This window comes from Tenacibaculum sp. E3R01, assembly GCF_003318185.1.
GTDB lineage: Bacteria > Bacteroidota > Bacteroidia > Flavobacteriales > Flavobacteriaceae > Polaribacter > Polaribacter halocynthiae.
Map to the genome: position 1 here is coordinate 430743 of NZ_QOCC01000025.1, position 14987 is coordinate 445729.

The 14987-nt window shown below is 28.6% G+C and carries 10 protein-coding genes; 2 read left to right on the forward strand and 8 right to left on the reverse strand.

The window, feature by feature from the left end; all coding sequences use genetic code 11:
• Nucleotides 1-64 precede the first annotated feature (64 nt).
• Nucleotides 65-745, forward strand: coding sequence for a tetratricopeptide repeat protein (locus DS884_RS14565; RefSeq protein WP_113787253.1), 681 nt, complete (start codon nt 65-67; stop codon nt 743-745).
• 230 nt (nt 746-975) lie between these two features.
• Here DS884_RS14565 and DS884_RS14570 read toward each other — a convergent pair whose 3' ends face one another.
• The 8 genes from DS884_RS14570 to pheT form a co-directional block, all read right to left on the reverse strand.
• Nucleotides 976-1725, reverse strand: coding sequence for a LytR/AlgR family response regulator transcription factor (locus DS884_RS14570; RefSeq protein WP_233487163.1), 750 nt, complete (start codon nt 1723-1725; stop codon nt 976-978).
• Entirely contained in the window at nt 1722-2765 is a 1044-nt protein-coding gene (locus DS884_RS14575; protein ID WP_147239416.1) for a sensor histidine kinase, read from the reverse strand. The genes DS884_RS14570 and DS884_RS14575 overlap by 4 nt, the downstream gene beginning before the upstream one ends.
• A 16-nt stretch (nt 2766-2781) precedes the next feature.
• A complete protein-coding gene (locus DS884_RS14580; protein WP_158530848.1) occupies nt 2782-3648 on the reverse strand; it encodes a DUF4249 domain-containing protein in 867 nt (288 codons plus the stop codon).
• Between the two features lie 10 nt (nt 3649-3658).
• Nucleotides 3659-6040, reverse strand: a complete 2382-nt coding sequence (locus DS884_RS14585; protein ID WP_113787256.1) for a TonB-dependent receptor — start codon at nt 6038-6040, stop codon at nt 3659-3661.
• Nucleotides 6041-6415: 375 nt separating this feature from the next.
• The gene (locus DS884_RS14590; RefSeq protein WP_113787257.1) at nt 6416-7030 is read right to left on the reverse strand and encodes a LysE family translocator; all 615 of its coding nucleotides are present in this window, start codon (nt 7028-7030) and stop codon (nt 6416-6418) included.
• A 43-nt stretch (nt 7031-7073) separates the two neighbouring features.
• On the reverse strand, nt 7074-8549 hold the full coding sequence (mqo, locus tag DS884_RS14595) for a malate dehydrogenase (quinone) (protein ID WP_113787258.1): 1476 nt from the start codon (nt 8547-8549) through the stop codon (nt 7074-7076).
• A 141-nt stretch (nt 8550-8690) separates the two neighbouring features.
• Entirely contained in the window at nt 8691-9725 is a 1035-nt protein-coding gene (locus tag DS884_RS14600; protein WP_093871343.1) for a quinone-dependent dihydroorotate dehydrogenase, read from the reverse strand.
• Between the two features lie 93 nt (nt 9726-9818).
• Nucleotides 9819-12245: a phenylalanine--tRNA ligase subunit beta gene (pheT, locus tag DS884_RS14605; RefSeq protein ID WP_113787259.1), complete on the reverse strand. Its 2427-nt coding sequence runs from the start codon at nt 12243-12245 to the stop codon at nt 9819-9821.
• A 170-nt stretch (nt 12246-12415) separates the two neighbouring features.
• Between pheT and DS884_RS14610 the strand changes: the two genes are divergently transcribed.
• Entirely contained in the window at nt 12416-14980 is a 2565-nt protein-coding gene (locus DS884_RS14610; protein ID WP_113787260.1) for an endonuclease, read from the forward strand.
• Nucleotides 14981-14987: the final 7 nt, after the last annotated feature.

The window sequence follows — 14987 nt, forward strand, 5'->3', positions numbered from 1 at the left end:
AACTTAATTATTTTGTAACTATTTTTGTAATATCACGTCAAATAGCTACACAAACAACTTAACTATGAAGGCTTCATATTTTTTTATTCTTACAATTTTTATTTTTTCAACTTTTAGCTGTACCTCAAAAAAAAATTCCCCAGAATTCATTAAAAAAGCTACTGGACGTTACTATTTTAATGCTGACGAAGTTATTGAAGTTCACTTTACTGACGCTAAGTTACTTTTAAATTGGAGGAATCAAAATTTAAACCCCTTAAAATTAAATGATTCTACTTTTTATGTTAGAGAAATGAATGAAAAATTAATTTTTAACTCTGTAAAAAACAACATTGAACTAGCTACCAAAAGAGAACATAAAGGCAAAAAATATGTTTTTAACAAAATGAAAGAGGGAGAAAAAACGCCAAGTGAGTACTTAACCCAAAATAATTACGAAATGGCTTTAAACGGGTATTTAAACATCAAAAAAACTGACAGTTTAAATCCTGTAATAAAAGAAAGAAATTTAAATAGACTTGGATATAGATACATAAGAAACGATGACTTTGATAAAGCTATTAATGTTTTTAAAATAAACACCATTTTATACCCAAATAGCTCAAATACTTTTGATAGTTTAGGTGATGCATATGTTAGAGTGAAAGATACGATGAATGCTATTGATAATTATAAAAAAGCTTTAGCTATAAACCCTGAAAACAGAAGTTCAAAAAGAAATCTTAAAAAGTTAACTAAAAAATAATAGAACATTTCTAATTGAAAAATCTAATATTTATACTGAAATCACTTCTAATGTTATTATTTTAGACTAAAACCTTTGAAGAGTTTTATTTAAAAGAAAATACAGGCATTTAAGCATGGAATTGTAATTATCATTATGCTCATAAACACCTTTTAACTGAAAAAGGTGGCACTTATATTTATGCTGGTTGCTATAAAAATATAATTTACACCAATTTTTAAAAGCTTTAATTAAATGACTAACCAGTTTTTAAACTTACCTACTTTTTCTATAGCTACCGTAACTTGTTGCTCTTCTACAGAAGGGTTTAAATGAAGTATAATTCTAGATTTCGATGAGTAATACATTTTTACAATAGAAGTAATATTAATAATATATTTTCTATTAATACGGTAAAATTTTGAAGGGTCTAACACCTCTTCTAGCTTTCTTAATGATTCGTCTAATGGTAGTTTTTTATTGTTTTTTAATTTGATAAATGTTAATTTATCTTCAGAATAAAAATAAGCTATTTCTTCTACACTAACCGATATCAAATTATTATTTTGTTTGATTAAAAAACGCTTTTTATAAAGCTCTTTTTTATTATTTAAAATATTATTATAATTAGGAACACTTTCCTCATTAAACTGCTTAATTTTTTTTAAACTACGTTGTAAATCTTTTTTTGCTATTGGTTTTAATAAATAATCAATACTATTTAACTCAAATGCTTTTATGGCATATTCAGAATAGGCAGTTGTAAAAATTATTTTTGATTTTATATTGGTAACAGAATTGAAAATTTCAAAAGAATTATCATCAGATAAGTTTATGTCTAAAAATATAAGATCTGGCTTATGTTTTTTAAGATAGGCAACAGATTCTTTAACTGATGATAAAATTTTAGTGATATATATTTCAGAATCTAATTCTTGAATCATTTTCTGCAATTTAATCGCTGCAATATCTTCGTCTTCTATAATAATTGAATTAATCATAAATTAGGAGTTAATAAAGGTATTTTTGCAATATATTTTTTATCTACAACTTCAAAAGAAGGCATTTCATTATATATAAGTTCATACTGGTTTTTTAAGTTTTTCAAGCCTATACCATGAGATTCATATTTATTTACGGGGTTAGCTCGAGGTTGATAATTATTTTCAACTACAATATAATTATCAATTGTGGCTATTGTAATATTTAAGGGTGTCTTTTTTTCTATTATATTATGTTTTATAGCATTTTCTATCAACAACTCTAAAGTCATTGGAGGCAATAAATAACTGAATTTACTTTTATCTATTAAGTAATTAATATGTATACTCTCTTTAAAACGAATAGTTTGTAAAGCCATGTAAGATTTAATGAGTTCCAGTTCTTTATTTAAAGGTACTACAAGTTCTTCACTATGATCTAAATTATATCTATACACATTAGAAAGCTCTAACAAAAATTGATCTGCCTTGTTTACATCTATATTTATTAACGCTGAAAGACTATTAAAACTATTGAACAAGAAATGAGGGTTTAACTGCTTTTTAAGTGATAAATATTTAGCTCTTGTACTCTCATTTTCGATTTTACTGAGTTTAATCTCAATCTCTTTTTTTTTAGACTCTGTATCTAAAAAGAGCTCCATCATGTAAACAAATAAAATCAGACTAATAATGACAGTAAAACTGATCCAATAAAACAAGGAAGTAACACCAGTTTCCATCTTATCTTCACCAAAAAAATATCCTAATACAGATATAACCGTGGTTAAAATTAAAGTTTCGATTAGTATAAATACAATATAGAATACCCAGGTAATGATAGGATTTTTATTCTTTATATATTTTGTAAACAATGGATGTTTCAATACATAGAAACGCGAATAATAAATAGTTAAAATAATAACAAATGAAAAAGGTATAATTACAGGAACAAATTCGAATGCTTCACTAGCATTTTCATCTTCAAGATCATTCAAAAATTCAATCAAGCCTAAAAAGAAACTAATTAACAAATAAAATATAAATCGACTCTTATTCAATAGTTCTAGTTTTTTATTATTCAGTTACAATCAATGAATCTTCAGCAACATCAACTGTGTAGAAAAAACCTAAAGCCCTTCTACTTGGTTCAGTGGTATTAATTACATTACTTCTTATCGTAGCTGGAGGGGGATTTCCGCTAAAAGCACTACCAGAACTTCCAGTTTGGGTAAACAGTTCGAAAAGATAATCAAAATATTCTTTAGTAATTCCTAGTTGCTGACCTGTTCCCTTCTCCCCTATTTTAAAATTCACTTCATCATTAAAATTAATATTTTTAAGGGTTTGACCATCAAAAAATTCATCTGATGAAATTAGGTTGAAAGAATTACCAGGATCTGGTAATAGCACAGCTTCATCATTCTTAAAAACTCTTCTATAATAATAATTTTTTACACCTACTGGGTCTGTAGTATCATATCTTAAATAATACCCTTCAGAAGAGAATAAAGTCTCTTCTTCAAATACTGTATAAAAGTTTTCAATTTTTGGCACTTCTTTTAATCTATCGATTCCAACATAAGTATCCCCATTCCATATTATAGTAATCGTATAACTATTTCCAATTTGTGGTTTGATAACTGAATTGCTATAAACTCCATCTCCCTGATAACTAAAAACCCAAGTATCAGTTCCATCAGTTATAGAAACCTTTGCGTTTTCTATAATAGGATTCGGGTCATCTAACAAAAAGTTATTTGTAGTTGTTAATTTAATTTTCTGAACACTTAAAGATCTTACTATGTTTCTTTCCAAACCTCCTTGTATAACTAATTTGGGAGGGCCAGTAACCAAAGTAATATCATTTGTCACATCGGTTTCACAAGAAATTATTATTAATATTAAGCTTAAATATGATACTATTTTTAGTATTGATTTCATAATTGTTTTTTTAAAATTTATATTCATATGTTACTGAAGGAACTATCCCTAAAAATGAGAATTTACTAGCTTCAGTTCTACCCGCACTAACATCAATATCATTAATTGTTTCTACCTTTTCTCTAAAGTAAATAGTTGAAGCATTCTTTCTATTGTAAAGATTTGCAATGCTAAAAATCCATTTACCTCTATTACCCTTTTTAGGGTTTAGCGTAGCAGAAATATCTAGCTTATGAAAAGCTGGTAATCGGTTTCCATTTCTTCCATCATAATCAGCAACGATCAACCCATTTTGTACAAATTTCCCTGTAGGATATGTTATTGGTTTTCCAGAGCCAAAAACAAAATTAGCACCGAAATCCCATCGTTTATTTAGTTTATACATTCCTACTAAATTTAACTCATGTAATTGATCACTATTTGAAGGATAGTACGCATTGTTATTAATACCTAATATTTTTCTTTCTGTTTTAGCTAATGTATAACTTAACCAGCCTGTTAATCGACCTTTGTTTTTATTCAATAAAAACTCTAAACCATAAGCACGCCCATTTCCTTGTACAACTTGTGTTTCTATATTATCTTCAAAAAGTAAATCTGCACCATCTACAAAATCAGTAACATCATTTAAATCTTTATAATAAGTCTCAATGCTAAAATCGTATGCATTATTTTTTAAAGTTTTAAAATAACCAATAGCAAATTGGTTAGAAGATTGTGGTTTCAAAAAAGGACCACTAGGTGCCCATATATCTAATGGAGTTGCCGATGCTGAATTAGATATTAAATGTAGGTATTGATAATTTTTATTATAACTAACTTTAATTGAATTACTACCATTCCATAAGTAACGAGCTGAAATTCGAGGTTCAAAATTATTAAAGCTTTTAATAACATCTCCAGATGCATAGTTTATTTCTTTTATAACCTTATTTTCATCAAACAGATCTAAAGTAGTATTATATGAAAGTGGGCTACCATTTTCATAAACAGCTATTTTTTCGTTACCAATACGTTTAAAATTTGACCATCTTAAACCATATTGTAAACTCAAATTATCTGAAATTTTATTTTTAAAATCAACATACGGAGCAAATTCTAAAGCAAATTTATCTTGAAATTTTTGAGAAGTAACAGATGAATTATTAAGTGATTCAATTTCACCTGGATTAAAATTATAGTACGTAAAATCTACACCAGTTTTCAATGTATTTCCTGACCCCATAAACCAATTTAACCTTGGTTTAAAGTTATAGTTAGTTATATTAGATTTCCAACGATATTCAGCCCCTGAAGTTAAAGCATCTATTTTATAATCATATTTACTATATACTGCAGAAGATTGAAAAAATAACTTTTCACTTAGTTCGCTAGTCCAACGTAATGTTAATGAAGTATTTCCATAATTATTTCCTACAACATTTTTAATTTCAAAATTATCTCTACCAAAATAACCAGAAAGAAATAATCTATTTTTTTTGTTTAGATTATAATTCACTTTCATATTAATATCATAAAAAGATACTTTAGTATCCTTTAAATCTTCAGATAAAGATGCAAATAAATCAATATATGACGTTCTACCTGCAAGAATATAACTTCCTCTACCTTCTTCTTTATCTCCTTTATTAATAGGCCCCTGTATTAAACCTCGACTAGAAATAAGTCCTATTCCCAATTCTCCATTAAATTTTTTAAGATTTCCCTCACGCTGTTTAATATCCAAAACAGATGATAACCTACCTCCAAAAGTAGCAGGTATAGCTCCTTTGTATAGTTTTACATCTTTTATAACATCAGCATTAAAAACTGAAAATAACCCTAGTAAATGTGATGCATTAAAAATGGTAGCCTCATCTAATAGAATTAAATTTTGATCAGCAGTACCTCCTCTTACATTAAAACCTGTAGACCCTTCACTTACGTTTGACACTCCTGGCAGTAACTGTATAGATTTTAAAATATCTACTTCTCCTAAACCAGTAGGTAACTTTTTTATGGTAGAAGTTTTTAGTGATACCACACTCATTTCTGTTGACTTAATATTTTTTGTTGCCTGGGAGGATGTAATAACAACTTCTTCAAGCTGAGAAGAATCTTCATCTAATTGGAGGTCCACTTTTTTATCTTTATCTAAAACAATTGTTTTTTCAATAGCACCAAAACCCACATAAGTAACCAATAATTTATAGGTTCCTTCTTTTAAAGTTATAGAATAAAAACCATAGTCATTTGTTGTTGTTCCTTTTGAAGCACCCAATACTATATTAACACCCCATAAGTTTTCTCCTGAAGCTTTATCTTTAACATAACCACTTAAGGTATAACTATTTTGTTGTGCATGGATTATCAAAGTAAATAAGCCAAGTAACACACCTAAATATAATCTCATTTGTTATTTAATTTTAAATTACATGACAAAACTATTTAGGAATAGAAGTGAATTTTTATCTAAAACGATGAAACTGGATTTTTTTCGATAAGCCTACAAAAAAGACCAATAAAACTTTTAAACAAAAACTTTAATACTCTTAAACTTAATATCTATAAAACAAGTAGCTAGTTTTTAGGTATAGGATAGCATTAGTTATAATTATATAACTAAAAGATTTACTTAAAAAAAATCAATGCAGAAAATTAAATAGAATAACAACTAACTACTAAAAATAAATAAGTCTTTACTCAGCTAATAAGAAAGCCATATATTCAATCTGAAATTGCTTTTGATACTGTTTTTGATTAGAAACAGTATATGAATATCTTTCTCCTAAATTAATATCAGAGCAGCAATACCTATAAAAACAACAATCTGTGCCCATTTTAAATACACTCCTACTTTATCATTTTGTTTTAAATAACTAGATATTGAACCTGCCAAAATTGCTATTCCTGAAAAAATAATAAAAGAAGTAATAATAAACACTCCTCCTAGTATATAAAACTGTAATACTGTTGACATTGATTTAGAAAACAAAAATTGTGGAAAAAAGGCTAAAAAGAAAATCGTTACTTTAGGATTTAATACATTCATCCAAAAGCCGGTTTTAAATAATTGAAAAGTTGTTTTTTGTTGTACGTTTTCAGTTGAAAATGCAATTTTAGCATCACTTTTATATACTTTAAAAGCTAAATATAATAAATAAGCCGCTCCGAAAAGTTTTATTATAAAAAATAGATTTTCATTTCTTTTAATTACTTCAGAAACCCCAAAAGCAACCAAAGTTGTATGAATAATACATCCTGTCATTAATCCAATTACAGTTGCTAAACCATATTTTTTTCCATTCACTATACTTTGAGTAAGAACAAAAATATTATCAGGACCTGGAGAAAAAGCAAGCGTTGCTGTTGCAAACACAAAAGATATTAGAATCTCAATCATTCTTTTTATTCTTATTTTTTTGGCTAATTTAAAAAGATTCTTTTTATAATTTTAATGTTTGCTTAACTTGTTTTAGTTGTTTTTTAAATTTCTCTTCTGAAATTTCAGTTTTATAAAAAGGCACCATTTTTTCTAACATTATTTTTACTTTTGAAGTAGTTAATATTTCGGGGAAAGCTTTTTCTAATACCGACAACATAATTGAAGTTGCTGTAGATGCTCCTGGTGATGCTCCTAGCAAACATGTTATACTTCCGTTTTTACTACTTATTACTTCTGTTCCAAACTGTAATTTTCCACCTTCATATTCGTCTTTTTTTATAATTTGAACACGTTGACCTGCTTTCATAACATCCCAATCTTCGCTTTTTGCTTTTTTTATAAACTTTCTTAATGATTCCATTCTATCTTCTTTATCCATCATTACTTGTTCTACCAAATATTTAGTTAAAGGTAAATTATGCCAAAAAGCACCCAACATTGAAGGTATATTATCAAACTGGATGGATTTAAATAAATCTAAATTAGAACCTTTCTTTAAAAACTTAGGGCTAAACCCTGCAAAAGGACCAAACATCAATTGTTTTTCCCCATCTATGTAACGAGTATCTAAATGTGGGGTTGACATAGGTGGATCACCAATACCAGCTTTACTATACACTTTAGCTTCGTGCTGTTTTATAATTTCTTCATTATTACAAACTAGCCATTCACCACTTACAGGAAAACCTCCATATCCTTCTTTTTCATCAATTTCTACTTTTTGTAACAATAATAAACTCCCTCCCCCAGCTCCTATAAATACATGTTCAGCATCTATATTTTTTATTTTTCCAGTTTTAGTATTTTTTACTTCTACTGTCCAATCAATTTCTGGATCAGGATCAATATCTAAAACCTCATAATTACAATGTACTGGTGTATCATATTTTTCTTCTAATATTTTAAATATTTTTTTTGTCAACACTCCATAATTCACCTCGGTACCTCTATCTATCCTTGAAGCTGCCATTACTTCATTTCCCTCTCTATTTTTAATAATTAAAGGAAACCATTCCTTCATTTTTTCTGGATCTCTTGTAAACTCAATTGAATCAAACATATAATGTTCTTTAAACACTTTATATCGTTTTTCTAAATAATCACTATTCATTTTACCCAAAACCCAACTATGGTGCTTAACTGGTTTTACAAAGTTTTCAGGAACATCTATCAATTTTTCTTCAACTAAATAAGCCCAAAATTGTTTAGATATTTCATACTCTTTACAAATTTTGATTGCTTTTTCAATAGATATAGTTCCATCTTGATTTTCTGGGCAATAATTCAACTCACATAGAGCAGAATGACCTGTTCCTGCGTTATTCCATGCAGCAGAACTTTCTTGGGCTACATCATTTAATTTTTCTAAAATTAAGATTTTGATTTCAGGGTTTAATAATTTTGCTAATAATGCTAAATTAGCACTCATAATTCCGCCTCCAACACAAATTAAATCGTATTCTTTTTTTGAATTCATAAATGATGATTTACTTTTTAAAACATGAATATAGTATTATTAATTTTCTTTATAAAAACATTTGTGTTTCAATATTATTAAAATTAGAAACCCCATAGCTTAACACTATGGGGTTTTTAATAAGAAACTAAACTTTCTTTTTTAAGATTTTTTTAGAATAGCTTTATTTATTCGCTTAACTAAACTAGGACCTTCATAAATAAACCCAGTATATATTTGTACTAAATCTGCTCCTGCTTCAATTTTTTCTAAAGCATCTTTTTCAGAATGAATACCACCAACCCCAATAATTGGAAATGATTTATTTGATTTATCAGACAAATACTTAATTGTTTTTGTACTTTTATTTTTAACTGGTTGTCCACTAACTCCTCCATTACCAATTTCTTCCAATCTTTCTTTTGACGCTTTTAACCCTTCTCTATCTATAGATGTATTTGATGCTATTACTCCATCTATTTTAGTTTCATTAACCAAATCTACAATTTCATCTAGCTGATTATTATTTAAATCTGGCGCTATTTTTAATAGAATAGGTCTTTGTATTTTTTCTTTATTATTTAATTTTTGAACTTCAGAAATCAACTCTAACAAATACTCTTTGTCGTTTAACTTTGCATGACTTCCTACATTAGGGCAACTAACATTCAACACAAAATAGTTAACATAAGGATGTAACTCTTTAAAACAAGTTATATAATCTTCTGTATAATTCTCAGGAGCAGTATCAGTATTTTTACCAATGTTTCCACCAATAATTATTTTACCTTTATTCTTTTTTAATTGCTTAATTGCTGACTCTAAACCATCATTATTAAATCCCATTCGATTAATAATTCCTTGATCGTCTTTTAAACGAAATAATCTTTTTTTAGGATTCCCAACTTGTCCTTTTGGTGTAACAGTACCAATTTCAACAAAACCAAATCCAAAATCAGCTAATTCATTGTATAATACTGCATTTTTATCAAATCCTGCTGCTAAACCTACTGGGTTTTTAAATGTTAACCCAAATAAATTTCTTTCTAATTTTTTATCATTAACTTGATATAAACCTCTAAAAACTGAAGAGACTAATGGTATTTTTGATAAAAACCTTACTAATGAAAAAGTAAAGTGGTGTATCTTTTCTGGATCAAAAAGAAAAAAAACTGGACGAATAATTAATTTATACATTTATTTTTAATTTAACACACAACCAATTAGCATTAGCCTGCTGATTGTTTTTAATTAGGTACAAAAAAACTCCAAATCAATGGAGTTTTTAAATTATCTTAATACAGCATCTAAATTCTTCTCGAATGTTTGCTGTAACTTCTGCATTATTTTATCAATTTGTTTATCTGCTAATGTTTTACTCTCATCTTGTAATAAAAAACTAACTGCATATGATTTTTTACCTTCAGGTAATTTATCACCTTCATACACATCAAACAAATCTACTTCTTTTAATAGTTTCCTTTCTGATTGAAATGCTAAGTTATAAATTTCTTTAAACTCAATTTTATTATCTAATAATAATGCTAAATCACGCTTTACAGATGGAAATTTAGGTAATTCAGAAACTTTAAGCTTTTTATTACCTACTAACTTTAATACATTCTGCCAATTAAAATCAGCAAACAACACCTCTTGTTTAATAGAAAACTCTTTTAAAATAGTTCTTTTTACGACTCCAAGTTCTACTAATTTTATTTTCCCTACACTTAATACAATACCTTCTGAAAAAACATCAGTTTTTACGGGTGTAGTTTTTAAAGCGGTTACTCCTAATCTGGCTAATAAAGAGGTTACTATTCCTTTTAAATAAAAGAATTCAGATAACTGATTTGTTGTTTTCCAACTATCTTTTGTTCTATTTCCAGTTATAAATAAGGTTAAATGCTTATCTTCTTGGTAACCACTTTCATATTTATGATATGTTTTTCCGAATTCATAAAATTTTAAAGCATTTTGCTTTCTGTTTATATTATAAGCTACACTTTCTAAACCACTAAACAATAATGACTGACGCATTACTTTCAAATCATTACTCAAAGGATTTAACATCTCTACATTATTATCAGAGTTTAAATTCTCAGATAAAGAAACATAATCTTCCTTTGTTAAAGAGTTAGCCATAGTTTCATTAAACCCTAATGCTGTTAATTGATTAGCTGTGATATTTTCAATTTTAGTTTCTTTATCACTATCAAATGAAATTGAAGTATTTAACTTGTGTGAAAATTCAATATTATTATATCCATAAACTCTTAAAATTTCTTCAATAATATCAGCTTCACGTTGTACATCAACTCTGTAAGACGGAATAGTTAATCCTAAACCAGCCTCTGTTGAACTATTTATTTTAATATCTAAAGATGCTAAAATATTTTTTATTGATTCTTTAGGAATTTCTTGTCCTATTAACCTATAGGTATTTTCAAAAGATAAAAACACTTGAAAATCTTCAAGTTTTTCAGGATAAAAGTCTAAAACATCAGAAGATAATTTTCCTCCTGCATATTTCTCTATTAATAACGCTGCTCTTTTTAAAGCATACTCTGTCATATTAATATCAATACCTCTTTCGAAACGAAAAGAAGCATCTGTGTTTAAAGCATGTCTTTTAGCTGTCTTACGAATAGAAACAGGGTTAAAATATGCGCTTTCTAAGAAAATACTAGTAGTATGCTCAGTAACACCAGATTTAATACCTCCAAATACTCCTCCAATACATAAAGGATTATTATCAATATCACAAATCATAATATCTTCAGAAGACAACTCTCTTTCAACTTCGTCTAAAGTTACAAACTTAGTTCCTTCTTCTAAATTTTTAACAACAACTTTATTCCCTTTAATTTTTGAAGTATCAAAAGCGTGTAATGGTTGTCCTAATTCATGTAAAACATAATTTGTAATATCTACTATATTGTTTTTAGGTGATAATCCAATTGCTTTTAATTTGTTTTTAATCCACTCAGGTGATTCTTTTACTTCTACATCAGTAATTGTAATACCACAATAACGAGGAACTAACTCTTTATTTTCAACTTCAATATCTATTTTTAAAGTACGCTCATCTACATGAAAATCTGAAACAGAAGGCGATATTAACTCTAAACTTGTTCCTTGTTGAATTAAACCAGCACGCAAGTCTCTTGCTACTCCATAATGACTCATGGCATCTGCTCGGTTTGGTGTTAAACCTATTTCAAAAACATAATCAGTTTCAATTTCAAAAACTTCAGCACAAGGAGTACCTACTTCTAAGTTTTCTGCTAAAACCATTATACCATCATGTCCTTTACCTAAACCTAATTCGTCTTCGGCACATATCATTCCATGACTCTCTTCTCCTCTTATTTTTCCTTTTTTAATCTTAAACCCTTCTCCATTATCATTATACAACATAGTTCCAATAGTAGCTACAGGAACTTTTTGTCCTACTGCCACATTTGGAGCACCACATACAATTTGAAGAGGTGCATCACCTCCTAAATCAACAGTTGTTACATTTAACTTATCGGCATTCGGATGCTTTTCACAAGTTAAAACCTTACCTACAACAACACCTTTTAAGCTTCCTTTTATACTTTCAACTATCTCTATTCCTTCAACTTCAAGGCCTAAATCTGTTAATAGTTCTCCCGTACTTTCAGCTTCTTTTTCTACTTGTAAAAATTGTCGTAACCAATTATATGATATCTTCATCTTTTAAATCTCGGATTTAGCCTGCAAATTTACATAAATTAAAACAAAAAACCATTCACTTAAACCTATGTTTATACTTGTCTCGTTATTAACCTTTTAATAACATTAGACAGCTTTCTTTTTCTTTACTTTGTGAGCATTTTTAAAAAATTTAACAAATAGATTTTCACATGAAAAAATTATTACCCTTCTACACACTGCTCTTAATGTCATTTGCAGTTTTCTCTCAAATTCCTTCTTATTATAATGATGTGAATTTGAACCAAACCGGAACATCTTTAAAAGATGCTTTGGCTACAAAAATTATTAGCACACACGCTACAAACTTAACTTACACTCCAGGTGTTTGGGATGCTTTAAAACAAACAGACCTTGATTTAACCAATAACTCTAAAGTTGTCTTAATTTATGGTTATAGTGATTCTGATGGTAATTATGTTACTGACAGAACTAGAAGTAAAGATGATAATGGTGGTAGTGCAGGATCTCAATGGAACAGAGAACATGTATATCCAAAATCATTAGGAAATCCAAACTTAGGTACTTCGGGGGCTGGTGCTGATGTTCATCATTTAAGACCAGCAGATATTTCTTTCAACTCACAAAGAAGTAGTAAGAAATTTGCTCAAGGTTCAGGTAACGCAGGAGATTCTTCTGGAGGATGGTATCCTGGAGATGAATGGAAAGGTGATGTTGCTCGTATGATGATGTATATGTATTTAAGATACGGTAGTCAATGTTTACCAAAAAATGTTGCTATAGGTACTGCTGCTGCTTCAGACGCAAACATGATTAGCTTATTATTACAATGGAATGCAGAAGACCCTGTTTCTAATTTTGAGAAGCAACGAAACCCAATTATTCAAAATTTACAAGGAAACAGGAATCCTTTTATTGATAACCCAGCCTTTGCAACTAAAATTTGGGGAGGTCCACAAGCAGAAGATTTATTTGGAAATGGAAACTCAAATGATACTCAAGCTCCTACAGCTCCTACAAATTTAACTACTTCAAATATTACTGAAACAACTGTAAACCTATCATGGAATGCAGCAACTGATAATACTGGAGTTACTGGCTATGATGTTTATAGAAACTCAAATAAATTAACTACAGTTACTTCAACAAATTATCAGGTAACTGGATTAAACGCTTCTACTAGTTATAACTTTTATATTAAAGCTAAAGATGCTGCTAACAATATATCAATAGCTAGTAATACTGTAAATATTACAACCACATCTGCTCCTACTTCTGGAACTGCAACTGATTTATTAATTTCTGAATATATTGAAGGTTCTTCTTATAATAAAGCAATTGAGCTTGCGAATTTTACAGGAAACACTATCAATTTAAGTAATTACACTCTTAAAAAAGCGTCTAATGGTGGTGGATGGACTAGTACTCTTACATTAAGTGGACAATTAACAAATGGTAAGACATATGTAATTGCCCATTCAAGCGCTTCTGCAACTGTAAAAAATAAAGCTCAAAAAACTGATACTAGTGTATTATCATTTAATGGTAACGACGCTGTTGGCTTGTTTAAAAATAATGTTTTAATTGATGTAATAGGTAATCCAACTAGTTCTTCAACATTTGCTAAGGATAAAACTTTACAAAGAAAATCATCTATCAAATCACCTAATTCAAACTATACAACTTCAGAATGGAACAGCCTTTCTAAAGACACATTCAATGGTTTGGGTTTGCATTCTATTGATGGAGGAACACCTGCTGATACTCAAGCACCTACTACTCCATCAAACTTAACTGGTTCTACTATTACAAAAACATCTGTTAATTTATCTTGGAATGCTTCAACTGATAATACTGCTGTTACAGGATATGATGTATATAAAGGATCAACAAAAATAACTACAGTTACAACTACAAACTTCAATGTTACTGGCTTATCAGCTGCTACAAGTTATAACTTCTATGTAAGAGCTAAAGATGCCGCTAACAATGTTTCTTCTTCAAGCAACACCATTACAATTATAACTTTAGCAAATACTGTTACTTATTGTTCTTCAAAAGGAAATAATGCTAGTTATGAATATATTGACAACGTAGCCATTGGAGGTATTTCAAATGTTACAGGAAATAATAATGGGTATGCAGATTTTACAGCTCAAACTGGTAATCTTACCTATGGAAATAATACAATTATTGTAAGCGCTGGTTTTTCTAGTTCTTCATATACTGAATTCTGGAAAGTTTGGATTGATTTTAATCAAAATGGAACTTTTGAAACTAACGAAGAAGTTGTTAGTGGCTCATCTTCTAGTTCTGCAAACTTAACAAGTACTTTTTCTGTTCCTTCTTCAGCTATTGCTGGTAAAACTAGAATGAGAGTTTCTATGAAGTGGAATGCAGCACAATCTTCTTGTGAAACTTTCTCTTATGGAGAAGTAGAAGACTACTCTGTTAACATTGGAAGTTCTTCAGCTAGAAATGATAAAAACTTAACTACTAAAAATTACGCTAAATTAGGTAATGAAGCTCCTTTATTTAATGCTGACATTTACCCTAACCCTGCTTCTAATTCTATTTCTATTAAAATAAATGATTTTAGAAAAGCTAACTACAGAATATCAAATACTCTGGGTCAAATAATTAAAAAAGGACGTGTTTCTAATTCTATTAATGTTTCAGAACTTAACAAGGGAATTTATATCCTTGATATAAATGATGGAAATAAATCTATCATTAAAAAATTCATAAAAAAATAACAATTAT

Coding starts and splice junctions, on each gene's coding strand:
- DS884_RS14565 (WP_113787253.1), top strand. CDS start 65: ATGAAGGCTTCATATTTTTTTATTCTTACAATTTTTATTTTTTCAACT.
- DS884_RS14570 (WP_233487163.1), bottom strand. CDS start 1,725: ATGATTAATTCAATTATTATAGAAGACGAAGATATTGCAGCGATTAAA.
- DS884_RS14580 (WP_158530848.1), bottom strand. CDS start 3,648: ATGAAATCAATACTAAAAATAGTATCATATTTAAGCTTAATATTAATA.
- DS884_RS14585 (WP_113787256.1), bottom strand. CDS start 6,040: ATGAGATTATATTTAGGTGTGTTACTTGGCTTATTTACTTTGATAATC.
- DS884_RS14590 (WP_113787257.1), bottom strand. CDS start 7,030: ATGATTGAGATTCTAATATCTTTTGTGTTTGCAACAGCAACGCTTGCT.
- mqo (WP_113787258.1), bottom strand. CDS start 8,549: ATGAATTCAAAAAAAGAATACGATTTAATTTGTGTTGGAGGCGGAATT.
- DS884_RS14600 (WP_093871343.1), bottom strand. CDS start 9,725: ATGTATAAATTAATTATTCGTCCAGTTTTTTTTCTTTTTGATCCAGAA.
- pheT (WP_113787259.1), bottom strand. CDS start 12,245: ATGAAGATATCATATAATTGGTTACGACAATTTTTACAAGTAGAAAAA.
- DS884_RS14610 (WP_113787260.1), top strand. CDS start 12,416: ATGAAAAAATTATTACCCTTCTACACACTGCTCTTAATGTCATTTGCA.